This is a genomic window from Streptomyces uncialis, assembly GCF_036250755.1.
GTDB lineage: Bacteria > Actinomycetota > Actinomycetes > Streptomycetales > Streptomycetaceae > Streptomyces > Streptomyces uncialis.
The window spans coordinates 589,991-614,221 of record NZ_CP109583.1 but is presented as its reverse complement, the minus strand read 5'-3'; the positions used below and the strand labels follow the sequence as shown (position 1 = coordinate 614,221).

General features: G+C 70.0%; 19 protein-coding genes and 1 pseudogene. 12 read left to right on the top strand and 8 right to left on the bottom strand.

The genetic code is table 11. The features are described 5' to 3' along the window. Positions 1–42 precede the first annotated feature (42 nt). From OG711_RS02185 to OG711_RS02160, 6 genes are all read left to right on the top strand, one after another. Positions 43–1,704 (top strand): thiamine pyrophosphate-binding protein, encoded by a 1,662-nt coding sequence (locus OG711_RS02185; protein ID WP_329558192.1) that lies wholly within the window; start codon positions 43–45, stop codon positions 1,702–1,704. Between the two features lie 38 nt (positions 1,705–1,742). Next, positions 1,743–3,236, top strand: a complete 1,494-nt coding sequence (locus OG711_RS02180) for a 4-hydroxyphenylacetate 3-hydroxylase family protein (RefSeq protein WP_073785899.1) — start codon at positions 1,743–1,745, stop codon at positions 3,234–3,236. Between the two features lie 8 nt (positions 3,237–3,244). After that, positions 3,245–4,453, top strand: coding sequence for a flavin reductase (locus OG711_RS02175; protein ID WP_143201196.1), 1,209 nt, complete (start codon positions 3,245–3,247; stop codon positions 4,451–4,453). Positions 4,454–4,660: 207 nt separating this feature from the next. After that, the gene (locus tag OG711_RS02170) at positions 4,661–5,422 is read left to right on the top strand and encodes a pentapeptide repeat-containing protein (protein ID WP_329558191.1); all 762 of its coding nucleotides are present in this window, start codon (positions 4,661–4,663) and stop codon (positions 5,420–5,422) included. A 50-nt stretch (positions 5,423–5,472) separates the two neighbouring features. Next, positions 5,473–6,720, top strand: coding sequence for an MFS transporter (locus OG711_RS02165; RefSeq protein WP_329558190.1), 1,248 nt, complete (start codon positions 5,473–5,475; stop codon positions 6,718–6,720). A 35-nt stretch (positions 6,721–6,755) separates the two neighbouring features. Next, entirely contained in the window at positions 6,756–7,175 is a 420-nt protein-coding gene (locus tag OG711_RS02160; protein WP_329558189.1) for a MerR family transcriptional regulator, read from the top strand. Positions 7,176–7,524: 349 nt separating this feature from the next. On the opposite strand, the gene OG711_RS02155 is transcribed toward OG711_RS02160, so the two are convergent. Together OG711_RS02155 and OG711_RS02150 are read right to left on the bottom strand one after the other, a co-directional pair. Further along, a complete protein-coding gene (locus tag OG711_RS02155; protein ID WP_329558188.1) occupies positions 7,525–9,624 on the bottom strand; it encodes an SMI1/KNR4 family protein in 2,100 nt (699 codons plus the stop codon). Between the two features lie 486 nt (positions 9,625–10,110). Next, positions 10,111–11,088, bottom strand: coding sequence for an AraC family transcriptional regulator (locus OG711_RS02150; RefSeq protein WP_266504635.1), 978 nt, complete (start codon positions 11,086–11,088; stop codon positions 10,111–10,113). A gap of 147 nt (positions 11,089–11,235) precedes the next feature. Between OG711_RS02150 and OG711_RS02145 the strand changes: the two genes are divergently transcribed. From OG711_RS02145 to OG711_RS02130, 4 genes are all read left to right on the top strand, one after another. Beyond that, on the top strand, positions 11,236–12,117 hold the full coding sequence (locus OG711_RS02145; protein WP_073785881.1) for an NAD-dependent epimerase/dehydratase family protein: 882 nt from the start codon (positions 11,236–11,238) through the stop codon (positions 12,115–12,117). 584 nt (positions 12,118–12,701) lie between these two features. Beyond that, on the top strand, positions 12,702–13,532 hold the full coding sequence (locus tag OG711_RS02140; RefSeq protein ID WP_266504630.1) for a class I SAM-dependent methyltransferase: 831 nt from the start codon (positions 12,702–12,704) through the stop codon (positions 13,530–13,532). 75 nt (positions 13,533–13,607) lie between these two features. Beyond that, positions 13,608–14,408: a tRNA-dependent cyclodipeptide synthase gene (locus OG711_RS02135; protein WP_329558187.1), complete on the top strand. Its 801-nt coding sequence runs from the start codon at positions 13,608–13,610 to the stop codon at positions 14,406–14,408. Next, a complete protein-coding gene (locus tag OG711_RS02130) occupies positions 14,389–15,612 on the top strand; it encodes a cytochrome P450 (protein ID WP_329558186.1) in 1,224 nt (407 codons plus the stop codon). The genes OG711_RS02135 and OG711_RS02130 overlap by 20 nt, the downstream gene beginning before the upstream one ends. Positions 15,613–16,483: 871 nt before the next feature. Here OG711_RS02130 and OG711_RS02125 read toward each other — a convergent pair. The 4 genes from OG711_RS02125 to OG711_RS02110 form a co-directional block, all read right to left on the bottom strand. Next, on the bottom strand, positions 16,484–18,088 hold the full coding sequence (locus tag OG711_RS02125; protein ID WP_329558185.1) for a VWA domain-containing protein: 1,605 nt from the start codon (positions 18,086–18,088) through the stop codon (positions 16,484–16,486). 19 nt (positions 18,089–18,107) lie between these two features. Further along, positions 18,108–19,307, bottom strand: coding sequence for an AAA family ATPase (locus OG711_RS02120; RefSeq protein ID WP_329558184.1), 1,200 nt, complete (start codon positions 19,305–19,307; stop codon positions 18,108–18,110). A gap of 181 nt (positions 19,308–19,488) precedes the next feature. Next, entirely contained in the window at positions 19,489–19,722 is a 234-nt protein-coding gene (locus OG711_RS02115) for a hypothetical protein (protein WP_143201195.1), read from the bottom strand. Between the two features lie 355 nt (positions 19,723–20,077). Beyond that, the gene (locus tag OG711_RS02110; protein WP_329558183.1) at positions 20,078–21,055 is read right to left on the bottom strand and encodes a helix-turn-helix domain-containing protein; all 978 of its coding nucleotides are present in this window, start codon (positions 21,053–21,055) and stop codon (positions 20,078–20,080) included. A 333-nt stretch (positions 21,056–21,388) separates the two neighbouring features. Between OG711_RS02110 and OG711_RS02105 the strand changes: the two genes are divergently transcribed. Together OG711_RS02105 and OG711_RS39225 are read left to right on the top strand one after the other, a co-directional pair. Further along, positions 21,389–21,805: a beta/gamma crystallin domain-containing protein gene (locus OG711_RS02105; protein ID WP_329558182.1), complete on the top strand. Its 417-nt coding sequence runs from the start codon at positions 21,389–21,391 to the stop codon at positions 21,803–21,805. Between the two features lie 396 nt (positions 21,806–22,201). Next, a pseudogene (locus tag OG711_RS39225) lies at positions 22,202–22,608 on the top strand (IS701 family transposase); the annotation flags it as partial. A gap of 46 nt (positions 22,609–22,654) precedes the next feature. On the opposite strand, the gene OG711_RS02095 reads toward OG711_RS39225, so the two are convergent. Next, positions 22,655–23,473 (bottom strand): tyrosinase family protein, encoded by an 819-nt coding sequence (locus OG711_RS02095; protein WP_329558180.1) that lies wholly within the window; start codon positions 23,471–23,473, stop codon positions 22,655–22,657. Between the two features lie 16 nt (positions 23,474–23,489). Beyond that, on the bottom strand, positions 23,490–23,942 hold the full coding sequence (melC1, locus tag OG711_RS02090; RefSeq protein ID WP_329558179.1) for an apotyrosinase chaperone MelC1: 453 nt from the start codon (positions 23,940–23,942) through the stop codon (positions 23,490–23,492). Positions 23,943–24,231: the final 289 nt, after the last annotated feature.

Below are 24,231 nucleotides of genomic sequence, written 5' to 3'. Positions count from 1 at the left end.
CGGCGCCGATCACCCGGCCCCGCGACAAGAACGGAGACCCACGTGTCGCACCACGATGAAGGACCCCGGAGCGAGAGCCACGGCAACGGCGGTGATCTGCTGGTGACCGTGCTGCGCGAGCAGCACGCCGAGGTGGTCTTCGGCGTGGTGAGCGTGCACAACATGCCGCTCGTCGAAGCCGTCGACCGCGCGCTGAGATTCGTCCCCGTGCGCCACGAGGCGGCGGCCGTCAACGCGGCCGACGCCCACGCCCGGGTCACCGGCGGCCTCGGCGTCGCGCTGACGAGTACCGGCACCGGCTGCGGCAACGCCGCCGGATCGCTGATCGAGGCCCAGTCCGGCGGGGCGTCCGTCCTCCATGTCACCGGCCAGATCGACAGCCGCTACCTCGGCCTCGGCCGGGGCGTGATCCACGAGACCCACGACCAGACCGGGCTGCTCCGGGCGGTCTCGCGGCACACCGCGACCGTACGGCCCGGCGCGGACGCCGGGGCCCTGCTCCGGTACGCCGCCGTCCGCGCCCGGACCCCGCCGCGGGGCCCGGTCAGCGTCGAATGGCCGATCGACCTCCAGTACGCGCGGCAGCCACTGACGGGCCCGGCCGCTCCCGTCGCCGCGCCGCCCGACGCCGACCCGGAGCAACTCGCCGCGGCGGCGGCACTGCTGGCGGACGCACGCCGTCCCCTGATCTGGGCGGGCGGCGGCGCCCGGGAGGCCGCCGGCCCCCTGCGCGCCCTCGCGGAGCGGCTCGGTGCCCCGGTGCTGACGAGCAACGCGGGCCGGGGCTCCCTGCCCGAGGACCATCCGCTGGCGGTCGGCAACTTCGCCGCCTCGCCCGCCGGCCGGGAACTGCTCGCCTCCTGCGATCTGCTGCTCAGCGTCGGCACCCACTTCCGCTCCAACGAGACGGCCGACTACGGACTGCCCGTCCCGGCCCGCCATGTGCAGATCGACATCGACCCACGCGCCGTGGGCCGGGTGTTCCCGGCCGCCGCCGCGGTGGTCGGCGCCGCGGCACCGGTACTCACCGCACTCCTCACGGCTCTGGGGGAGCACACCGCCGAGGAGGGCTGGCGGGCACACGGCGCCGCGGCGGCCACGCGCGCCCGCTCCGAACTGCGCACCGCGATCGGGCCCTACGCCCTGATCTGCGACACCCTCAGGGACCGGCTCCCCCCGGAGTCCGTGATCGCCCGCGACGTCACCATCGCCTCCAGTCAGTGGGGCAACCGCCTGCTGGAGATCCACCACCCCAGCACCAACCTCTTCCCACTCGGCGGCGGGATCGGCCAGGGGCTCGCGATGGGCATCGGCGGCGCCCTCGCCAGACCCGGCGTACCCACCCTCGTGATCGCCGGGGACGGCGGTCTCGCGGTGCACCTCGGCGAACTGGGCACCCTCGCCCAGGAACGCCCCTGGCTCGTGCTCTGCGTCTTCAACGACGGCGGATACGGCGTGCTCCGCAACATGCAGGACGCCCATCGCGGCAGGCGCAGCGCGGTGGATCTGACGACGCCCGACTTCGCCGCGCTGGCCGCCGCGTACGGACTGCCCTTCCAGCGGGTCACCGACGCCGGTGACTTCCCCGCCGCGCTCGACAAGAGCCTCGCCACCCGTGGCCCCTGTGTGATCGAGATCGACGTCACCGCGATCGGTCCGACACCCGTCCCCTTCACCCCGCCCGTCCCGATCCCGGGTTCCTGACCCGCCGCGATCGGCCCCGACACCCTTGGACGGACCCCATGACCGACACACTCCTCGACGGACAGACCTACCTCGACAGCCTCCGCGACGGCCGCACCGTCTGGATCGACGGCGAGAAGGTCAAGGACGTCACCGAGCACGCGGCGTTCCGCAACAGCGCCCGCTCGATCTCCCGGCTGTACGACGCGCTCCACGACCCCGAACTGCGCGACACCCTCACCTTCGAGGACGACCAGGGCATCAGGACCCACCGCTTCTTCGCCCCCTCCCGCACCCCGGACGAGCTGCTGAAGGCACGTGACGCCATCGCCGCCTGGTCCCGTCTCGGGTACGGCTTCCTGGGCCGCACCCCCGACTACAAGGCCGCGTTCATGGCGAGCCTGTCGAGCGACCCCGACCTCTACGCGCCGTACGCGGACAACGCCCGTGCCTGGTACCGCCGCTACGCCTCGCAGGCCCTCTTCCTCAATCACGTCCTGGTGAACCCGCCGGTCGACCGCAGCCGACCGGTCCACGAGGTCGGCGACGTGTATGTGCGGGTCGTCCGCGACAACGACCGGGGCATCGTGGTCAGCGGCGCGAAGATGCTGGCGACCGGCTCCGCGCTGACCCACGCCACCTTCGTCGCCCAGAACAGCGCCGTCAGCATGGAGGCCGGCAAGGCGGAGAACTTCGCGCTCGCCTTCATCGCCCCGATGGACACCCCGGGCTGTGTGCTGATCAGCCGCAGCTCCTACGAGGCCCGTGCCGCCAGCCCGTTCGACCACCCGCTCTCGTCCCGGTTCGACGAGAACGACGCGGTCCTCATCTTCGAGGAGGCGCTGATCCCCTGGGAGAACGTGCTGATCTACCGGGACGTGGAGAAGGCCAACTCGTTCTTCCCGCGCTCCGGATTCGTCAACCGCTCCCATCTCCAGGCCGGCACCCGGTTCGCCGTCAAGCTCGATCTGATGGCCGGGCTGCTCGCCCGCGCGGTCGCGTCGAACGGCACCGGCGGCTTCCGCGGGGTCCAGGCCGCCCTCGGTGAGGTGATCACCCTGCGCAACACGGCCTGGGCGCTGACCACGGTGATGGCGATGGACCCCGTCGACGGTCCCGGCGGGACCGTCATGCCCAGCATCGAGCACGCGGGCGCGCTGCGGATGTTCACCTCGCAGGCATGGGAGCGGGTCCGGGAACTGTTCGAGACGCATCTCGGCGGCGCCCCCCTGGTCGTCCCCTCCAGCCGGCACGATCTGGCCCATCCGGAACTGGGCCCGCTCATCGAGCGGTACTACCGGGGGTCGGACTCCTCCGCCGAGAGCCGCATCAAGCTCTTCAAGCTGGTCTGGGACACCATCGGAACGGAGTTCGGAGGCCGTCACGGGCTGTACGAGCGGGTCTACTCGGGCAACGCGGACCAGGTCAGGATCGACGCGCTCAACGCGGCGCGGCGCGGCGGGCTCGCCGCCCGGCTCGACTCCGTCGTCGAGGACTGCCTGGGCGACTACGACCTCGACGGCTGGACGCGCGGACCGTGGGCGCGGTCGTGAAGCGGCCCATGAGCACGGCCGTGGAGCGGACTTCGGGCCCGGAGCGCCGCGTGGCGGACCCGGCGCCGGCCCCGGAATCGCCGGACGCGCCGGACCAGCCCCTGGACCGCGCCCTCTTCCGGCATGTCATCGGCCATTTCATGAGCGGGGTCGCCGTCATCACCACCCATGAGGGCGGCGTCGACCACGGGATGACCGCGAGCGCGGTGTCCTCCCTCTCCCTCGATCCGCCGATGCTGCTGATCTGCGCCCACACCAAGGCGCCCACCCATGCCGCGGTGAAGCGGGCGGGGGTGTTCGCCGTCAATGTGCTCGGGGAGGACCAGGAGCATCTCGCCGCGCAGTTCGCCGGACCGCGCGCCGACAAGTTCGCCGGGGTCGACTGCGACCGGGGTGTCCGCGGCGTCCCGGTGCTCTCGGCCGCGCTCGCCGCCCTTGAGTGCGAGGTGATCGAGGACGTCGTCGGCGGCACGCACCGGGTGTTCCTCGCCCGCGTCGTCGGCGCCAGCGCGCGGGACGGCGCCCCCCTCGGGTACTTCCGCGGCAGGTTCGGCCGGTTCGAGCTGGCGCAGGACACCACCGCGTACGAGCAGTTGCGGGAGCTCGTCGTCCACCGCACGCTGCCGCTCGACGGCAGTCTCGACGTCGACGACCTCGCGGCCCGGCTGCGGACCCCGCCGTCCGCGGTGTACTACGCCATGACCCGTCTCATCGGCGAGGGGCTCGTGGGACGCGACCCGGAACGGGGCTATGTCCTCGTGCCGCTCGACACCCGGGCCTCGGACGAGGCGTTCGACGGGCGGCTGGCCATCGAGCTCGGGGTCGCCGCCTCGCTCCCCGGGCCGTTGAGCCCGGCGGTGGCCGACCGCTGGCGGCGGATCGCCGCGTCCGCCGAACGCCATGTGCGCGGCGGACGGATCACCGACCTCGACGGCTATCTCGTCGCCATCGACGAGTTCCACGACTTCCTGATCGCCCTCGCGGAGAATCCCACCCTGCATCAGGTCTACCGCGCGCTCAGCACACCCGGCTTCATGGCCGCGGCGCTGAGCGGCGGCGGCGCGCCCAGCGCCCACGCCGTGGACGAGCACTACGAGATCATCGACGCCTTCGCCGCCGGCGACTCCGCCGGGATCGCCCGGCTGCTCACGCTCCACAACCAGCACACGAAGCAGGCGCAGCACCTGGGCATCCGCAACGCGGGAGGCCGTGTCTGACCCCGGCACACGGGAACGGCCCGGTGCCCGCGGCTTCATCGGAAGCCGCGGGCACCGGGCCGTTGTCCCCCTGTGATCAGGGGAGCGACGCCGAGGGGCAGGCCCGCGTGGTTCCCGGCGTTTCCACCAGGGCGACCGGTCTTGCCTTCACGCACTGGAGGGACCGTACGACCGAACGGGGCCATCACCTGACCTTGTATATGGAGGATGGGCCGGTGCAGATACCCGTCACGATCCGCGGGATGCGCCAGGTCCCGCCCGAGGAACTGCGCGTGCTCGTTGGGGGTGACCGGTGCGAAACGCAGGCCCCGGGCCCCGTCCGTCCGGCCGTGCCGGAAACTCGTCGGCCGGGCGGCGGCAGCGGTTTCGGCCCGGGCAGCGCCCGGTCCGGTGGCCCCGGCCCCGGCCGCGACCGTCATCACGGCGGTGGCCCGCACCATCGAATGCCGGGAGAGCGCCCCGGCGACGATGTCACCGGCGTGGGTGTCGTGCGGAGGCGCATGGCGGACGACGTGCTGGGCGGGTTCCTACGTCCGCTCCCACGCCGCCGACAAGGAGCATGAGCTCCCTTCGGTCCACGACTCCTCCTGGCCGATCCTGAGTCAGGACGACTCGGCCGACATGCGCGCGGCCCTCACCGTTCTGGCCTTCCGTGACCCTTCACACGACAGAGACTTCCGCCCGGACCCGCGCGGCACCCGGCTCGACAGCGTCGAGCTCGTCGCCTCGGGGCAGCGGGCCGTCCTGCGGGATGCGAGGCCTCCCGGCATGTCCCTGATCCACGCGGCCCTGATCCACGCGGATCTGTCTGGTGCGGACCTGCACGGTTCCACCTTGTCCGGAGCGGACCTGGCCGGTGTGAAACTGACCGGCGCGCAGCTGACCGCGCACTGCCTCGGGCCTCTCGCTCGGACCTGCCCGAAGGCAGTCGAACGACGGGTTGACATTGACGCAGTGTCAAGGTTTTAGCGTAGCGGGCGACTCCGTAAGCGCAGGATGCACGAAGGACCAGTGGACACATGGAATCGCAACACGAGCGCATATCGCTCCCGACCGGTTCGGGTTGGCTCTTGGGCCTGCTGCTGACGACTTTTGTCATCGGTACGGATGACTTCGTCATCGCCGGGATCCTTCCGGAGATCTCCGCCGACTTGAGGGTGAGCGAGGGGGCGGCGGGTCAGTTGGTGACGGTGTTCTCGATCACCTACGCGATTGCCTGTCCGGTGCTCGCGGTCGCCACCAGCCGGGTGCCGCGCAAGGCGCTGATCGTGGGAGGGCTGGCAGTGTTCGCGGTGGTCAACTTCATCACCGCGCTGGCACCCTCCTTCGGGACGCTGATGGCGCTTCGGGTGGTGGCGGCGCTGGTGGCCGCCACACTCTCGCCGGCGGCCTTCGCGGTCGCCGGCCGGCTCGCCGCGCCGGAGCGCACCGGCAGGGCGATCGGCACCGTGGCCGCGGGGCTGACCCTGTCGCTGGTGGCCGGCGTGCCCTTCGGCTCCTGGGTGAGCGGCGTGTGGCAGTGGGAGGCCACCTTCATCGCGGTGGGGGCGTTCTCCTGTCTGGCGGTCGCGATCACGGCGCTGATGCTGCCCTCGATTCCGCAGACCCGGGTGATCGGGGTCGCCGAGCGGCTGCGGTTGCTGCGTCGGCCCCCGGTGCTGCTGTGCGTGCTGGGCACGATGCTCGCGGCCTGCGGCGGGTTGATGCCCTATATCTACATGGCCCCCATCACCCACGATCTCACCGGCGTCGGCGGTCAGTACGTGGGCGTGTTCATCGCGATCGTGGGTGTCTCGGGCGCGGTGGGAACGGTGCTGGGCGGACGGCTGACCGACCGGTGGGGTGTGGACCGCACCCTGCTGGCCGCGTTCGGCGGCGTGGTGGTGGCCGCTCTGGTGCTGCTCGCGGTCGGCGGCATCGGGCAGGGGACGGTTCCGGTGTGGGTGGTCGGCGTCGTGCTGGTGCTGTGGGGGGTTCCCGGATGGGGCAACAACCCTCCGATGAACGCCAGGGCCATGCACATGGGCGGCGACGCCGCCACCGAGGCGCTGGCGCTGAACACCAGCGGACTGTACGCGGGCATCGCGCTGGCCGGTGCCATCGGCGGCGGTGCGGTCAACGCCTCCGGCGGAATTGGCGTCCTGGTGGTCGCTTGCGTCGCCGGCCTGATCACCATCGTCGTGATGGCGATGTCCGTACGCCGCTACCCCTCTCCCACCCGCGCGCCCGAGGGCGGCACCGCTCCCCGCGAGGTCGCCCTTCCGTAACCTGTCACCACCTCACGACCAGGCACGTTCACGCCATGCGGAGCAGGGTGAAGAGGTTCACCAGCGCGCTGGGTATCATGGCAGGCCTTGAAAAAGGGGGGCGCATGCGGATTGGAGAACTTGCCAACGCGGCCGGTGTTTCGACGCGGGCTCTCCGATACTACGAACAGCGCGGCCTGCTCCAGGCCCGTCGCCAGGGCAATGGGTACCGCGAGTACGACGAGTCTGCCGTCATCCGCGTGCACAATGTCCGGGCGCTCCTCGACGCAGGCCTCAAGGTCGACGACATTCGCGAACTCAACTTGTGCCTCGACGAGAAGCAACTTGAGCATATTCCGACCTGTGAGGCCTACGTCCTGTACCAACAGCGGCTTCGAGCCGTGCAGGCCCAGTTGGCGGCGCTCACAGAGGTGGAGAGCAGACTCCGGGCCAAGCTCGCCGGGGTCCCTAAGTGATCCGCGTCCCGCCCGCCGCGCTGCCCGGGCCTGCCGTGACCGGTGAGGATTCCCGCCCGGCGAGTTGAGCCGGCGGCAGTGCGCGGACTGTTCGCGGCCGCGGCGGTAGAGGACAGCGCGGCGCAGGTCGCGGTCAGCGGCTCACCGGCGAACTCGCCCGGACCCAACACCGAGCTCACGCGGCTCAAGGAATGCCACCGGTGCCTGCTGTCGGTCCTGGCGGCCAAGGACAACGAGCTCCAGAGGCTCCGCCGGCTCAGTACGGCCGCCACGGTCCCGGATCACCGGCAGGGGGACGATGCCTTTGGCGCCGTCCGGGCGCGGCGCGGGATACGGAGCGCAGGCAGGTTCACACGTTCTCGCCGGGGTCCGGGAGGCTTGTGGTGATGATGAGGGTGGCGTACGACTCGCCGGGCCCTGGTGGACGGGTCCACGAACGGGTGACGAAGCTGTGCAGCGGGCCTTCCAGCAGGGCGGTGCGGGGCAGGGTCAGTCCCAGGGCCCGCTCCAGGGCGGCCAGCGCGCCCCGCGTCCCCGGCAGCCCGCGGTCGGGGGTGTTCCGGTCGTCCGCGTCCGTCCAGGGGTCCTCATCGCCCCGCCACTCCCCGGTCGTGCCGGGAAAGCCGTCGAGCGACAGCCATGGCGGTATCTCCCCGGTCCAGTGCGGGTCGACGTCCCCGGCCGTGACGGTGAACGCGCACACCTCCTCTCCGTCGACCCCGACGGAGAGATGGAAGCGGGTCCGGGTCCGGTCGAAGGTGCCGACGCTGTGCCAGACGACCACCGCCCTGGTCCCCTGCGAGGCGGCAGCGGCCGGGGAGACGAAGCGCTCCTCGCCGAAGCCCCTGGCTCTGCCGTCGAAGGCGAAGCTCCACCCGGGGGCCGCCTGCCCGACCCAGGCCAGGGCGCGGTCGTCGTACGACGTACTGCCGAGTGCCAGGCCCAGCCGGTGGTCCGCGTCCCACGTGCTGCGGGGCGGGTACAAGCCGTCCGGCCCGGGCGTCACTTCCCGCTGCGGCCGGCCGCCGGGCCCGGGGCCGCCCCCGCCCGGGTCCTTCAGACGGGCCGGCAGGCCCGCCGGATCGGGGTCCGCGACGAACACGGCCCGATAGCCCCCATCGAACCGGTCCGGCACCTCGTCCTCCAGCCAGGACAGACCCACCGGATCGTCCCCCGGCGCCTCCCCGACGGGACCCAGGACCGTACCGGGCAGCTCCCGCTCCGGCCGCGCGAACTCGCCCCGCGGCAGAGCCAGCAGCAACCGCCCCCGCTCCGGGGTGATCACCGGACCCAGCACCGGATCCGCGAGCAGTCCCAGCGGTGCCATATGGTCGGGGCCCAGGGGCCGCCAGTGAGGCAGCGCGGCCCACAGCAGCCGCCACGCCTCGTTCCACCGGCCCCAGCGGGCCAACTCCCGCGCCTTATCGGCCGCCTCCCCGAGCGGCCCTTCGGCCGTGAAGCGGTACGTCCCCTCCCGCGCCGCCCGCAGCGCCTCCTCCGCCCTCTCCACCGCCTCGGGCGTCGTACAGCGGGCAAGCAGCGCCCACGACTGGCCGGTACTGCTGTCATGCCGGTCCGTCGTGGCGAAGCCCGCCGCGGCCACCGGAAGCAGATCAGGGGCGTACACCGGGTCGACCGCGAGGACATCGACCGAGTACGCCGAAGCTTGTGCTGAGAGCAGACAGTCCAATTGCCCCCGCAGCAGTCCGGCCCGCGGCCTGCCGTACTCACCGGCCTCCCGCAGCAGGGTCAGGGCCTCCTCGTACTCCCCGCCCAGTGCCGCCCGCCGGGCCAGCTCTACCACGGCGTCCTGCGCCCGCGTCGTGTCGTTGGCGAACGCCGGTCCTTCGCCGTGAGCAGCCTTGTGGGCGGCCGAGCTGTGAAAGGACCGGTATCGCTCCAGCATGTAATGGCGGAAGGACGGAAAGCGGTCGGGCGGCGCGGCCCGCCAGTACGCCCACTCGTACACCGCCCACTCACCGTCCGCGTCCCGGTCCAGCGGATCGATCAGGACCAGCGTCGCGTCCGTCTCCGCGTCCAGACGGAACGCGCGGTGCCACATCCCGGCCTCCAGCAGCTCCTGCGGCGACGCGTCCTCGTCCAGGCCCTCCGCGAAGATCTCGGCGAGGCCGTGGGCGTTCTCGTGCGGATCAATTTCCCGGGTCCCCGCCAGCCGGTAGACGGGGTGGTCCTCCGGCCGCCAGCCGTCGCTGATCCGCAGGAACGTGTCGAGCGACGGCGGCAGCCGATGCCCGATCCGCTCTTCCAGGGCGGCGATATCCGCGTCCGACGCCCCCGGACAGCCGAGCCACCGGGCCGCCGTCAGCTCCGGGTCCCATTCGTCCTGCTCATGGGGGTCCTGCGCGTCCGCCCACTCCCCGCTCCAGCGAGTGAGGAACTCCCGCCAGTCGAACGGGGTTTCGCTCGTGGTCTCGTCCGTCGAAGTCATACGGCGAGGGTGACACCCCCCACTGACAACGGGTCCCGTCGCCGCTCCTGCCGGATCGTTTGTGCGGGTGTTCCTCTCCGCCGGACCGCCCTCGGGAGCGTGGAGCTGGATACCCAGGGGGCGGGGCGTCGTACGCGGGAGCCGTCGCGGACCAGTACCGGGGCCATCGGCAGCCGGCCCAGTACACGGACCGGTGGGTGAACACGGTCCTGGTCGGCCGGTCCGGCGACGACAGCCTCCCCGGAATGCCGTCGTCGCAGCCGGACCCGATCCCAGACAGCGGGCGTTGCCCGGACACGTGCCCGGAACAGGTCGAGGCCCGCGGCATGTCCACACACTCGCGCGGCCTGGAAGGGAAGAGCGCGCCCGGGCCACGGGACCGTCCGTCTGGTGACCGCTGCCTGGGAGACCTGCTGCGATCCCCCGCTGTGCTGCCCGGGCCGAAGCGGCTCGGATACCCCTGGGCGGAAGGACGGTGCGGGGGATTCAGGGGGTGCTTGTGGTCCTCGTGGTGGCGCGGTACCGGCCCGGTGGCATGCCCACCACTCGCCGGAACGCCGCGCTGAACGCGAACTCGCTGCCGTATCCGACCGATGCGGCGATCCGGCCGACCGGGAGATCGGGCTGTTCGCACAGCGCCGTCTTCGCGAGTGCCATACGCCAGGCGGTGAGGTGGGCGATCGGACTCTCGCCTACCAGCTCCCGGAACAATGGCGCGAACGCCGCCCGGCTCATACCTGCCACCCGGGCGAGCTCCGCGACGCTCCACGGATACCCGGGCGCTTTGTACAACGCGTCGAGCGCCCGGCCCACGCGATCGTCGCCGAGCGCGGCACCCCATGTCCCGGCCGCTGCCGGCCGCTCCAGCTCGGCTCTGATCCCCTGGAGCAGCAGCACCTCGACCAACCGCGCGGCGAGCAGGGGCGAGGCGGACCGGCCGTCGCGGACCTCCTCGCGGAGAGCGTCGAGAATCCGGCGCAGCCCCGGAAGGGGATCGCCGCCCGCGTTCGGCCCAAGATGGATCACCGGAGGCAGGGCCCGCAGAAGAAGGCCGCGTGCTGCGCCGGTCAGCGCGAGTTCGGCGCACAGCACCACCGTGCGCACCCCGTCGCCGCCGAAGCTGCGCCGCACCGACAATCCGCCTTCCGGCAGGGGACCGTGCCGTTGCTCCTCCATCATGACCCGGGCGTCCGGGCGGTACTTGAGCGAGTGCGGGACACCGTGCGGCAGGATCACCAGATCCCCCGGCCCGATCCGGGCCGTCCGCCCATCGGCGTCCAGCCACATCTCGCCGTCGAGCGGATGATGCAGGGTCACGGTGTCCCGGGGCCCCATCCGCACCCCCCATGGCGCGCCGAGCTCGATGCGCCCGAACCGTGCGGTGCCGACCCGTATCCGGCCGAGCAGCGTACCGAGGGCATCCGGCCCTGAACGATCGCGTAAAACACCTGGACTCAGGCGCATGTCCGCCCCTCCTGCCGCTTCCTACGCTCAAACGAACACCCGGGAACCCGGGACAGCCCGAGAGCGGGAGCCCCCGGAAGGCCCGAGTGGCCCCGGAGCATGCCTGGAACTCTCGACGACCCCAAGGAACAGGGAGACCGCACCACCATGGATATCTTCATCACCGGCGCGAGCGGCTACATCGGCTCGGCTCTGACCCGTACCCTCGTCGCCCGCGGCCACCGGGTGCGCGGACTGGCGAGGAGTGACGCGGCCGAGGCCAGGGTACGGGGGAACGGCGGCGACCCGGTCCGGGGCAGCCTCACCGACCTCGCCGTACTGGCGGCACAGGCGGCCGGCGGTGACGCTGTGGTCCACACCGCGGCTACCGACACGGCGGACCGGCCCGCCGTCGATGCGGCGGCGGTGACCGCCATGCTCGACGCGATGGAGGGCGGCGTCTTCATCACCACGACCGGTGCGCCGCGGGCCCGCTCGTCGCGGACACCGGTGACCGAGGACGACACCGCGGAGCCCACCGGACCGCTCGCCTGGCTTGCCCCGGCCGAAGCGCGTGTGCTGGAGGCCCCGAGAGTCCGTGGCGTTGTCGTGCGCCCCCCGATGGTGTACGGCGACGGCGGCGGACCGCTCGCCCGGCTGGTCGGCCAGGCCGGCGCCGACGGTGTGGCGCGCTACACCGGTCCGGGCGACAACCACTGGTCCACCGTGCAGGTGAACGACCTCGCGACCGGGTATGCCACGCTGCTCGAACAGCCCGCCCAAGGGGTGTTTCATATCGCCGAGCCGGTCCCGGTCGACATGGCGTCGCTGGCGGCCGCGATCGGTGAGGCCGCCCGGGTACCGGTGGCGTCGTGGAGCCTGGCCGAGGCGCTGGAGACCCACGGCCCGCTGGCCGGATTCCTGGCGATGGACGCGGCGCTCGACGCGAGCCGGCTGCGATCCCTCGGCTGGTCACCGGTCTTCGGGGAAGCACTCGGCGGCATCTGCGGCGCGCTGCGCAATCCCGTCCAGGGGTACCGCGCTTCCTGAAGGGTGTCGCGGAAGGCTAGGTCGGGGCATTCGGCGTGTGCCGGGTCGTCCCGGCCGCCTCCGACCGGTCCAGAGCGATCACGCTGACTGGACGCCCACGGACGGGGCCCGTCACTGCGCCTGCGCCGCTACCAGGGTCCGCACGCGTCGCGGGCCCTTTCGGGCCTGCCGTTCTTCACAAGGGCACAAGCGTTCAACGCGTGCACGCTTCCGATTGCGTGTGGACTCTTGCGGCGCCGGATCGCGGCAAGAAGGGTGGAGAGGAAGAACGGTTCTCACACCGGGGTATCGGCGGCCCGATGGATGTCCACCGAGCGAGTCCGTCGCGCCTTGGTGGGGATGGCCGCTGAACCGGCCGCCGGTGCGGCGGTTCCCGCTCGCTCGGGGACACGACATGTCGTGGTGTCCCACCGGGGTGTGAGGCACCCGTCCGGCCCGGAACGTGCGATCGAACGCTGGGCTGGGTGCCGGGCCTACGCAGGACTTTCGGCTCGATGCCGGGACCCCCCTTTCCAAAAACAGGCCTACGAGCGTGCCCCGGACTTGGGGCCGGCCTGACACGAAATCGCAGAGGAGCGAGGAGCATGGCGATGGATTCCCAGTTCGACACGGCGGTGGCCGCGTATGAACGCAGCATGGAAGAGATGCCTTTTCGGGAGCACATAGAGGAATACAGCTTCTTGAACGCGGTCGGCGATGTCACCGGGCGGGATGTGCTCGACCTGGGCTGTGGCAGCGGGTTGTACGCCCGCCGGTTGCGCGGCGCGGGGGCGGCCCGGGTCGTCGGGATGGACGAGTCCGCCGCGATGGTCGAACACGCCCGCCGGCGCGAGGAGCGCGAGGGCCTGGGTGTGGAGTACCTGGCCGCGAACGCCACCGATCCGGGCGCCACCGATCTGCCCGGCATCGCCGGGGCGTTCGATGTGGTCACCGCCGTGTACGTACTGCCCTACGCCCCCACCCGAGAGGCGTTGGAGGGGTTCTGCGTCACCGCGCGACGGGCGTTGCGCCCGACAGGCGGCCGGTTCGTGGCCGCGGTGCTCAACCCCGGTTTCTCCACGGACCCCCAGTGGTACCGCGGCTATGGCATGCGTCTGAGCGTGCGGCAGTCGCCGGCGGAGGGCACCCCGGGGCACCTGCGTGCCTGGGTCGGGCAGGACGTGCTCGACCTGGACCTCTTCCGCTGGTCCGCGGCAGCGCACGAACAAGCCCTGGCCGCAGCAGGTTTCGACCGCGTCTCGTGGATCCGCCCGACCGTCTCCGAAGAGGGCCTGGCGAAGCACGGAGAGGCGTTCTGGGAGAACTACCTCACCTGCCCCCACTCGCTGATCATCGACGCGCAGGCCGGCCCCGGGTCCGAACCCGCCGACCGTCCCCTCCCGGTGGAGAACCCCGCCCCCACTCCGGCGAAGTGAGACCCCGCTCCGATGAGCCGGCTCTCCGCGGTTCCCCCGACTCAGAACGACCAGCAGAAGATTGAGGTCACCAGCATGAGTCAGATCCAGGACACACACGCACACGTACCCGGCACCGGCGCCAGCACCGGCACCGACCTCCCGCCCTCGCCGCCGCAGGAGCCCATCGCTCCCAGCGGGTTCCGGGTGGAGGGCCTCGACCTCCACGACCCGCGCCTCGCCGAGCGGTACGGCACCGTGGTGCTCGGCCTGTCACCGTTCAACTCCTTCTACTCCACGGAGACCGTGACCGCGCTGTGCCGAAGCGCGTCGGTGTCCTTCGACGATGTGCATGTGGTCCTTCCGGGGGCGCCCGAATCAGCACTGCGCCACATCTCCGCGGGCAAGGCGCCACGGCGCGCGGTCCAGCGTTCCAAGCGCGTCATCCACAACATGCGCAATGTGGCGCGTCGCACCCTGGCCGATTGCGGGGTGCCCGACACGGACTCCAGGGTCCACGTACTGACCCGCTTCGCCGCACACCCGCGCTACCGGGAGGTCCGGACCCGCATCGAGACGGCGTACCGCACGCAGACCCCGATGCGGGAGGCGGTGTGCGCGATGACCCGCACGGCCCTGGAAGCCTCCATCGACTCCGAGCCCACCCCCGCCCAGATTGAGGACAACACCCGCTACATCTTCGCCGAGTCCCCGCTGCTGCTGGACTCGACCGGAGTGCTGGCGCGACCCCGTGCCCTGTTCGTGTACCACCGCCGGGTGCCCGTCTACGACGTGGTGGCCGACGGTCAGGTTCCCGGTCTCACCATCGGGTCGGGCCATGTCCTGTCCGTGCTCAGCGACGAGAGGAACGACCGTGATGACCACGATTCCCGATGACCTGACCTGGCCCGACTCCTTCCCCACCCGCGGACACGGGCTGCCACCGGAGATGTTCGACCTCCTGCGGCGCGAGCGGCCGGTCGCCCGGGTTGCGTTCCCTTCCGGCCACCACGCGTGGCTCGTCACCCGCCGCGCCGACATCACCGCCATCGGATCGAGCCGCAGCTTCTCGCGCGATCTCACCTGCCCGGGCGGGCAGCGCATCGCCGGAGACGACTTCAACAGCGTGCCGGGCGGCATCTTCAACCTCGATCCCCCCGCGCACACCACCGTGCGGCGCGTGGTCCAGCCGTTCTTCAACCCTGCCGCCGCGACTGCCCTCAGGCCCGCGGTCGCCCTGGCCGCCACCGACCTGGCGACGGCGCTACGCGACGGCCCCAACCCCGCTGACCTGCACCGCGCTTACGCGCATCCGCTGGCGGCGACACTGGCTTGCGACCTCATGCGCGTGGCACCCCGGCAACGCCGCAAGATCGTGCCCCGGCTACGTTCCCAGGTCGACTACACGACACCGGCTTCCGCCATCGACACGTCCACCCGGTGGATGCTCGACTTCGCTGACGAAGTCATCGACGCCAAGTCGGCGGACTACGACGACAACCGCGAACCGCGGGACCCGGTGGAGGCACTGATCCGCACCCACCGTCACGGGACCATCACCCGGGAGCAGATGCACGCCACGGTGATGTACCTCTTCGTCACCTCCGCCGAACCGGTCACCGGCCCCGTCACCACCGGCGTGTACACCCTGCTGCGACATGGCGACCAACTCGCCCGGATACAGCGCGACCCCACCCTGTGGCCCGACGCGGTGGCCGAACTCCTACGGCTGCACCACAACGGCATGACCTCCATGCCCCGCCTCGCGTTGACCGACACCGAAATGCACGGGGTACTCATCCGGGCCGGCGACGCCGTCATCACCCCCTGGGTCGCCGCGACCTGGGACCCGGAACACTACAAACAACCAGAACGATTCCGCCTCGACCGCAGTGCGCAGGAGGACCCGGCCATCACCTTCGGCACCGGCCCCCACTTCTGCCTCGGCGTCAACATCGCCCGCATGTACTTGGAGACCGCGCTCTCCACCCTGTTCTCACACCTGCCGGACCTGGCCCTGGCGGCCAAACACGAGGACATCGCCTGGGAACCGGACACCTATCTCTTCACCCGGCCGGTGGAACTGCCCGTCACCTGGTGACGGACCACCTGTCCCACGGTCCGGCGACGAGCCGATGTCCCCAGCGGGCGGAGGGGGACTTCGATCCGGGCCCGGGTGCCCTCCCCTGCGCCGTGCGCCTTCACCGCGGCTTGCCACCAGGCGTCGTGGATGGGTGCGGAACGGCCGACGGCGCGAGCCTGGTCAAGGGCGGTGGCGCCGGGCAGGGCACCCGGTTTCCGGATCAGTGCCTCCAGGTAGTGGTCGAGGCCAAGGCGGGCAGCGCCGCAGGCGATGAGCCGATCGTGCCGGGCGACTTCCTCACGGCCGTCGTAAACCACCCGCTCAGAGGCGTGCAGCCCGCGAGGTCCTGGCCGCCGCCCGCGGCCGGGTCGGCAGATGCCCCAACGCCGCCACCGGGAAAGTCACCGAAGCCGCCCGCGACCCGCTACCCGACCCCGGCCGCCCCATCACCTCGATCGCCGACCCGCTCCACCGACCAGGCCCACACCCGGGCCGAGCACCCGGGGCCCGCTCGACGCGGTCGCCTGCTGGCGCCACAGCACTGCCGAACGGACCTCGTTCACCCGGGCCCTGGACGTTGTCCGCCGCTCAGTGATCTCACCGAGCGGCTTTTCCCCCTCAGCCCACGAGCGGGACCGACGCCTCGAACTCCCCGAAATCGGTCACATCCTCCTACCCCGCGAAGATCCCGTGGCTGCCCCCGCAAGATCCGTTCCTGCATCACCGGCTACGCCGGCAAAGCTCCAGGCGAACCCTCCAGCCGCCGTCGACCACCAATCGTCGTGGCCTTGAACAACCGGTGGCACGACCACCAGGCCGGGTAGCCGGGTCACGGCAACGTGACCCGGCTACCCGACCAAAGCAACGGCATTTTCCACCTCAAAAGGGTTTAGATCATGCGGAAGAGGTCAGCGGCGGCGGAGACATCAGTGAGGTCCTCGATGGAGCGGAGGTTGTCGCACAGGGCGTCCAGGACCGAGTCGGCTTCGGTGGCGCGCGGGGCGCCGATGGCCACGCCGAAGACACGGAAGCCCAACCGATGCTTGGCGATGTTCCAGCCACGCATCCACTCCTCGGCGATGCCGCACTCATCGTCGGTGATCATCACGATGTCGCCACGTCCACGGGCGGCGTCGTTGAGCTCCTCTGCCAGTAGTTCGCCGGCCGCAGTCAGGGGCGTCTGGTAGCTGGTGCCACCGCCGAGGAAGGTCTCCGCGAAGTCGAGCACCTGGGCTGGGTCGGCGGGTTGGCCGGCCGGGAAGCGGAAGACCTGGATCTTGTCGGCAGCGGAGAACAGGATGCCGACGAAGTCACGCTTGGCATGGCGGGCCTGGTCCAGCAGCGCCAGGGCGCACGCCTTGGCCCACGCCTCCCGGCTGACCCCGTCCCGCCCCGCGATGTACATGGAGTGCGAGGTGTCTACGCACGCGATGATGGCGCCCTGGCCGGTGGCCTGCTCCCCCTGACTGTGGTAGAGCATCAGCTCCCCTGCGGCGTAGCGCGCGGCGAACACTGCACGCAGCTCAGGCAGGCCGAGGTTGACGAGTTCGGAGGGGATGACGCGGGAGAGATCATCGCCGAGCGTGACGCCGACCAACTCCCCGGTGGCGTTCGCCACCTTTCGGGCGCGTTCACCGCTCGCCATCTGCCGGAATCGACCGATCAGCTCGGCCCACTGCGCGAGACGGCCGGTGCGCAGCCGCTCGGCGAGCTGAGCGCGCTGGTCGAACGGCATTTTCTCCAGCTCGCCTGGACCAACGCCCCATGCCCGCATCAGCGCGGCTTCCCCTCGCACGATCTCGACGGCCTTCATCGCCGCACTGCGCGCGGTGGCACCCATACCGGGTGCCGCCGCCGGGAGGGCCTGCGCGGCACTTCGGTCGCTCTGCCGCGCGGCAGCTGTGGCCGCCTTGATGGACTGTTGTACGGCGTCGGATGCCGAGACTGCGGTGTCCTCGTCGGCGCTGCCGGCTGTTTGTCGGAGCGCCTCGCACAGAGTGGTTGCATCGCTTGCGGCATTCTGCGGGGCCTTCTCCACCTGCTCAGCTTGTTCCTGGGCGTTGCGGGAGTGTTCCAGCATCCGGCGCAGTGCGGGGGCCTGGGCGAGTACGGCCATGGCTGCGGCATAGGGGTCGCCGACCGTCACCCGGCGCAGCTCGGCGAACTCACATGACTCTGCCAATGCGGTGATGATCTGGTGGTTGACCAATCGGGAGCGGTCCATCTCCGCGCGCTCGCGCAACCGCGCACTGACCTTGTAGGCGGCTTGAAACGCGTCGGCCAAGAGGTCGGCGCCGCAGCCATGGCGCTCGTTCAGCTCCTTGGCCAGCTCGCTGAGTCCGGCCGACTGCTCGTAGGTGTCGCGCCAGGAGATCTGGTCGAAGCGGTCCACGACGACGGTTGTGCGGTGCCGCTCGGGAGCTGTGGTGGAGGTGCTCAGCTTCCCCCCGGCCCGGCTCGACGACTCGTTGTGCCCGCTCGGAGTCCTGCCCATGGCTGTGACCTCCCGGTGCTCAGAGCTGGGTCTGCACCATGCTCGCGTCCATGCCGAGGGCCTCGGTGAGAACACGGGCGCGAACGGCGCGCTGGCGGCCGGTGACTCGGTCGATGGCGGCAGTGGACCGCCCGGCGCCCGCTGCCTCCTTACGCAGCTTCGCCAACCTGTTCCCGGCTGTGGCGAGCTTGTTGTGGGCCTTCTTGATGACCCACTCGCTCAGCGCCTCGCGTGACTGCCCGGCCATGGCTTCGAGCTGGGCCTCCAGCTCCTCGATGACATCGGCCAGGTCGAGTGCCTCCTTGGCATCGGGGTTGACCAGCTGCAGTACTTCGCGTTCGACGGTCGGGCGCTCGGTGGGGGAGTCCCACAGCACGTGGGTGAGTACCGCCAGATCGGCCTCGGTGACCGCTGGGCGGCCATCCAGGAACGCAGATGCCTGGAGCAGCCCCACCGCCTGCCGCCAGCGGCGGTCAGAGGCGATGAGTTCCTTGCGGCGCAGGGCGGCTCGCAGCGTACACACCGCGTCCACCATCACATCGGGGAGATCCACGGCCGGGACGGCTTCGGCCACGGCGTGCTGCAATGCGCTCAGTTCGACCGTGGTCCGCGTCAACGGGGTCGGTCGGTTGACGGCGGAGCGCACCAGCGCGGCGAAGTTCGATGGGTCAGCCAGATACCCGACTTCGATCCGCACCAGCAGCCGGTCGTAGATCGCGGCCGAATCCTCTCCGATAGGCAGTTCGTTGCTCGCCGTGATGGCTCCGATCAACGGGCAGGAGAGTGGTTTGCCGCCGTTCTCTGGGTGGTAGAGCCGTTCATTCAGGAAGCCCAACGTCTCGTTCAGCGCCGCCGTGGAGCACTTGAAGATCTCGTCGATGAACGCGATGTGCGCCGTCGTGGCGCGGCCCTCGTAGACCTGACGGTACTCACCCCGGGCCAGTGCGGCGACGTCGATGGGACCGAAGATCCTTGTCGGCGCGGTGAACTTCGAAAGGAGGATTTCCCAGTAGGTCGCACCCTCGACCCTGCCCGTGAGCTCCCGGGCCATCTCAGACTTCGCCGTTCCGGGCGGGCCGAGTACCAACGAGTGCTGGCCGGCCAACAGCGTCATCACGAGAGTTCGCACCACGTCAGCCCGCTCAAAGAAGCGGTCCGACACTTCGTTGCAGATGGCCCGCAGCCTCTTGGCCGTGTCCTGCGAGTCCTGTGCCTCCATATGCAACTCCCCATCCATGAAGCCGGGTTGAGCTCAACGCTGCCCGGCGCCGACTCGCCGAACGGCTCGTGGGTATTCTGCACGCTGCCTCGATACCGGCACACCGAACGACGAGGCGACCGCACGGCCCCACCGCGCCCACGCACTCGACGTGTGACACCTCAGCCCCTGGGATCGTTCGTTACGCGGGTATGCGTCCTGTGCGGGGAATGGTGGTCGCCCCTCCTGGGGTGACGGCGGGAGTCCCGCGCGGGCGGGGTCTGCGGGCGAGGGGCTTGAGGGTGCGGTGGACGACGAACCATTCGACGACACCGGCGCTGACGAGTATCGATGCCCAGGCCGAAGTGGCGTAGACGTCCTCGAATCTCAGCCATTCGTACCGGGACCGGACCGCGAGTCCGAGCATTTCGATCACGCTAGCGAGGGGAAGGAAGCTCTGGCAGTCTGAGCTTCTTCTGATACTGGCAGTCATCTGTTGCCGTGAAAGCCCGGCCGAACGGTCACCGCACCGCGGTGAAGCACGCCGCGTGACATCACGAGGGCGCCGCGCGAGAGGAACGACACCAGGCAGTGCTCGGCTCACGCCAGCTGTGCACGGGAGTGACAGGCCCGTCGCTGAGATCAGTGGCGAACTGTGGTCTCAGGCCCATGTTCCGCATGGCCGAGCGGAAGAACTCCGCCTGGTGGCCGCCGACGATCGCGGCGGGCCCGAAGACCTCCGGGGTGGCGAGGCTGTGCAGGTGCCCCCGCTCGTCTTCGCCGGGGGGACTTCATTCCTTTCGGGACCTTGCCCGGCCGGCATGGTCGGTGGGTGTCTGGCCATAGTGTGTCTTGAAGGCCCGGATGAAGTGGCTGCTGTCCGCGAACTGCCAGTGGGCGGCGAGTTCCGAGATGCTCAGCCGGCCGAACGGTGCGGTGAGGGCGAGCCGCGCTTCTTCCAGCCGCCTGCGGCGGATGTAGGCGGTCACTGGTTCTCCTCCTGTGGCGAACGCCCGCTGCAGAGTGCGTACGGAGACACTGAGTTCGCTTGCGAGCATGCTGGAGGAGAGGGAGGGGTCGGTGAGTCGGCTGTCCGCCAGGTCCTTCGCGGCCTGGGCGAGGGCGGAAGCCAGTAAGGGTTCCTTGTCGTCGAACCGGTGTCCCGCCACCGCCTTGGCCAGTTCGATCAGAGCGCTGTGGGCGGCTCGCACACCGGCCGGGCCGAGGTCGGTCACGTTGGCGTGGATCATGTTCGTGTGAGCCACGAGCAGGCGCACCTCGGCCGAGTCCAGCGAGCCGGCAACGATCTGGTTCCCGAGCAACGGTTTGAGCATGGTGGCGGGTAGTACGACGATCTTCGCCGTCGTGTGTGGGGCCGTCGCGAAGTGCGAGGGCCGCCCGACGTGCCGAAGGAGGAACTGCCCGGCGGATACGGTGTGCTCATCACCGGGGCCGCCAAGAGTCCATGCGCCGCGCTGCACGACCCACATCCGCACCTGATCCTCGACATCGCCGAGGGCGGCGGTCCGGATGGCTGATGCGCAGTTGACATCGGTGATCGCCGCATCGCGTACCTTCGCGACGCGGCCCTCGACCCGGAAGTCGCCCGTCGTGGCCGGGCTGAAGGTCGGTAGCGGGAAGCCGTCACCGACCTGTGTCTCCCACTCGCGGCGGAAGCTGGCGAATCCTCGCGGTAAGGGACCCGGGGTAGTGGTGTCCAGGGAGAACGCCCCCCGCGAGTCGTCGGCCCCTGCCTCAGTACCTGCCATCGCCCGTCGATCCGCCTCTCTCGGTGTGGCGTTCCTATCTCGTGGCGCCGATATTCAATCGGCATGTCGCGAAGGTTCAATCGCCCGCCGAGCCGCCGCCCGTAGAGTCCAGTGGCAGGCGAGAGTCCGGCGGGAGACTGAAGCCGGGTAGTCGCACCATGCCCCGGCAAACTGTCGGCCCGGGCACTGCGGTGAAACGGGTTCTCCCCGGTCGCGCTGTTCTCGCAGCCGGGCGAAGCCATAGAAATGCCCCACGAGTTCAGCCCTGCGGTTACGGACCACCCTACTGGCCACCATGGGCGTGGGATACGCAAGAGTTCCGAAGATCTGGATGTGCTCGTCACGTACGGGCACATGTCCGCGACAAACGCTGGAGGAAGTATGAAATCGTCCTTACGTCGAACTCTCGGAGTCATTGCCGCCACGATGGCCGCCCTGGCTGCAACGGCTCTACCAGCCAGCGCCGCAAGCGACCGTGTCTCACCGCTCATCCACCGCGTGAGTTGCGACCGGACCGACTATCTGGAGGTCCACGGCAACAACGGTCAGAGCGTTCTCTGTTTCGCCGACCGCGGGTTCATGGGCGTCGCCATCTATGGCATCAACTGGATTGAGTCAGGCAACAACAGAGCGGAAATTCAGTTCCAGAGGAGTGTGGGCAACCCGAGGATCGAAAGCGTCACCATGGGAAAATGGAGTGCGTGGAACCCCGGCCACGTGCACAAGGTGACTCGGATCGAGATCTTCTGATAGCCGAAGAGTGAGCGTCCCTCGTGGTACGGCGGAGCCGAACGGACGGTCCGAGGCCCGCCTGGACCCACCTGCTCGAAAGACTGCTCCAGCCCCGGCCGCATCCGGCCCCATAAGCCCGGGGACTGCTCCGCCGGACCGCCCTGCCGCCTCAACGCCCCAAGCCGGAGAGGGCTGACACGGAGGCAACATTTCACCCCGCGCCCAGCCCGGCCCGTCGAGTGGTGCCGGGCTGGGCGCGGGCTGCCCGCAGTCGTCGAGGACCTCGTTGAGGGCAACGACGGCCGGGGAGATCTTCGGGTCGCCGGGCTCACGGGGCTTCTCCCGAACAGTGGGCCGGCTGCTCCATGGAGGCGTTGATCTCTTCGAGGAAGATCAGCACGCCGCCACGTCGATGGCAAGGTCGACCGCGGCGTGGTCACGGTGACGACCTGCTGGCCGATGAGCGTCTGTGCTACCCGCTGCACGCGGTGCCGTACATCCCCACCCACCACTTCCTGACCGGCAAGAAGGGCCCAGGCTTCCGCAGCAAGCTGCCGGCGAACCGGCTCGCAAAGCCAAACAGGCCGGAGTGACGTCACGGGCGGTAGCGGCCTTCCGCGACGGACACACCATCACCTGGTGGGCTGCCCGAGGCATCGCCGGGGAACTGACGGCAACGTCCGCCTCGTCGTGGCTATCGCCCACCCGCAGACCCTGCCCGCGAGTCGACCTGGTACGGCCACCGACCTGCCCCGGCCCGGTACCCCCAGCCCGCAGCCGCGGTTGACCTGGCCGAAGCCGTAAGGAGCCACGGGCTGAGACGCTGACGCCCACCTGATCTCTACCGCCCGGTTTGACGAACCATCGCTAGGCGTAGGTGTAGAAGCGGGTGTGGTCGAGCATCGCGGCCGGGGTGACGTTGTTCCATGGGGCCATGGCCTGGTTGAGCGCCACCACGCCCGTGGTGCTCACTGCGGGCAGATAGGAGTGCTGCGGGTGGCGCCGCTGCCAGTCCGCCCAGACCTTGTCGACGAAACAGTGGTGCAGCCAGAAGACCGGATCATTGGGAGACACGCTCTGCAGCATCTGCCCGCCGACCCAGTTGTGCACCCTGTTGTGCAGGCCCGGACCGGCTCCGCCTTCGAGGCTGTTGCGGAACCCCGGGGCGGTGAAGTCCCATGGCGTCATGTCATACGGGGTGACGGCGAGAACGGTGTTCAGCTCGGCCCTGGTCGGCAGTGGCATGCCCGTTGGCGCCATGGCACGCCGGAGGAAGGGCGCGGTGTCGTCCTGGACGGTGATGCTCCAGTTGCCGGTGGAGTGGGCGAAGGGGCCGTTCATCACCTGTCCGTCCGGCCGCCGGCCGTTTCCCCCGAGGAAGTTGGCCGACCAGAGGGAGGATGTGGGGGTCCGGTCCCTGGTCCAGTCCCAGTACGGGATGGACACATTGGGGTTGATCGACTGGAGTGCCCGCTCGAAGTCGATCAGATATTGGCGGTGCCACGGCAGGAACGACGGTGATTCGTGCCCCTGCCGTATCGGGCCCGTCATATCGGAGATGAAGATCTCGCGATGAGTGGTGACGAAGGGGTCGTACCGGCCTCTCCGCTTGAGTTCCACCACGGCGTTGACGAAGGCTCGCTTCTCGGCGGGGGTGAGGTTCGCCTGATTCTTCCGTACGGTCATGGCGGCTGCTCCCGGTTCAGGCGGTGGGGGTGTGGGGGACGAGGTCGGCGCCCATGAGCGAGGTCACCGCGGCGCGGGCGGTGGTGTGTGGGTCCGGGAACGTCTGGTAATGGTTCATCACGCTGGTCCAGCTGCTGTCCGGTTTCTGCATCACATGCAGTTCCCGGCCGTCGATCAGGACGCGATAGCCGGTGGCGGATGTGTGATGCTGCCCGTGCGCCTCGCTCTTGGCGTTGGCGTCGCCGGGTATGCCCTGGATGCGACGCCCTTCGAAGACTTCGCTGAAGGGGGCCGGGACGGCTGTGTGGTGGTGCTTCGTGCCGGCTGCGGTTCCGGTTGCTGCGGTGGTGGACCGGCCGGCCTTGTCCGGTGTGGCGTTCGCGGAAGCTATGGCTATTCCGGCCACGGCTATGCCCGCTGCGGCACCCGCGACGGTGCCGAAGGCTTGGCGTCGGGTGAGTTTGGTCATGACAGAGAGACCCCCTGATTCACGGCTGTACGCGGCCAGATGATGAATTCGGGCCGCTTGCGTCATGAGTACAGGCCGTAGGAGTGCCGGAGAAGGGACGAATTCTCGGTTCGGTGTGAAGTGGTCATTTTGAAACTGGACAGCCGGTGGCTGGTTCTTTTCGCGTCGAGTGGGTGGCCGTATGTGCGGGGGTGTTGAGGTGAGGATTCGATGAGAATCACTTCTGCCTCATGAGAAATGCCCTTGACAGGGCAATGTGTCGTGTCCACGTCCGCACAGGTAACGTGTC

Bases quoted from the DNA above. Each gene is read 5' to 3' on its own strand.
- OG711_RS02180 (WP_073785899.1), top strand. From the start codon at position 1,743: ATGACCGACACACTCCTCGACGGACAGACCTACCTCGACAGCCTCCGC.
- OG711_RS02175 (WP_143201196.1), top strand. From the start codon at position 3,245: ATGAGCACGGCCGTGGAGCGGACTTCGGGCCCGGAGCGCCGCGTGGCG.
- OG711_RS02170 (WP_329558191.1), top strand. From the start codon at position 4,661: ATGGGCCGGTGCAGATACCCGTCACGATCCGCGGGATGCGCCAGGTCC.
- OG711_RS02165 (WP_329558190.1), top strand. From the start codon at position 5,473: ATGGAATCGCAACACGAGCGCATATCGCTCCCGACCGGTTCGGGTTGG.
- OG711_RS02160 (WP_329558189.1), top strand. From the start codon at position 6,756: ATGCGGAGCAGGGTGAAGAGGTTCACCAGCGCGCTGGGTATCATGGCA.
- OG711_RS02155 (WP_329558188.1), bottom strand. From the start codon at position 9,624: ATGACTTCGACGGACGAGACCACGAGCGAAACCCCGTTCGACTGGCGG.
- OG711_RS02150 (WP_266504635.1), bottom strand. From the start codon at position 11,088: ATGCGCCTGAGTCCAGGTGTTTTACGCGATCGTTCAGGGCCGGATGCC.
- OG711_RS02145 (WP_073785881.1), top strand. From the start codon at position 11,236: ATGGATATCTTCATCACCGGCGCGAGCGGCTACATCGGCTCGGCTCTG.
- OG711_RS02140 (WP_266504630.1), top strand. From the start codon at position 12,702: ATGGCGATGGATTCCCAGTTCGACACGGCGGTGGCCGCGTATGAACGC.
- OG711_RS02135 (WP_329558187.1), top strand. From the start codon at position 13,608: ATGAGTCAGATCCAGGACACACACGCACACGTACCCGGCACCGGCGCC.
- OG711_RS02130 (WP_329558186.1), top strand. From the start codon at position 14,389: ATGACCACGATTCCCGATGACCTGACCTGGCCCGACTCCTTCCCCACC.
- OG711_RS02125 (WP_329558185.1), bottom strand. From the start codon at position 18,088: ATGGGCAGGACTCCGAGCGGGCACAACGAGTCGTCGAGCCGGGCCGGG.
- OG711_RS02120 (WP_329558184.1), bottom strand. From the start codon at position 19,307: ATGGAGGCACAGGACTCGCAGGACACGGCCAAGAGGCTGCGGGCCATC.
- OG711_RS02110 (WP_329558183.1), bottom strand. From the start codon at position 21,055: ATGGCAGGTACTGAGGCAGGGGCCGACGACTCGCGGGGGGCGTTCTCC.
- OG711_RS02095 (WP_329558180.1), bottom strand. From the start codon at position 23,473: ATGACCGTACGGAAGAATCAGGCGAACCTCACCCCCGCCGAGAAGCGA.
- melC1 (WP_329558179.1), bottom strand. From the start codon at position 23,942: ATGACCAAACTCACCCGACGCCAAGCCTTCGGCACCGTCGCGGGTGCC.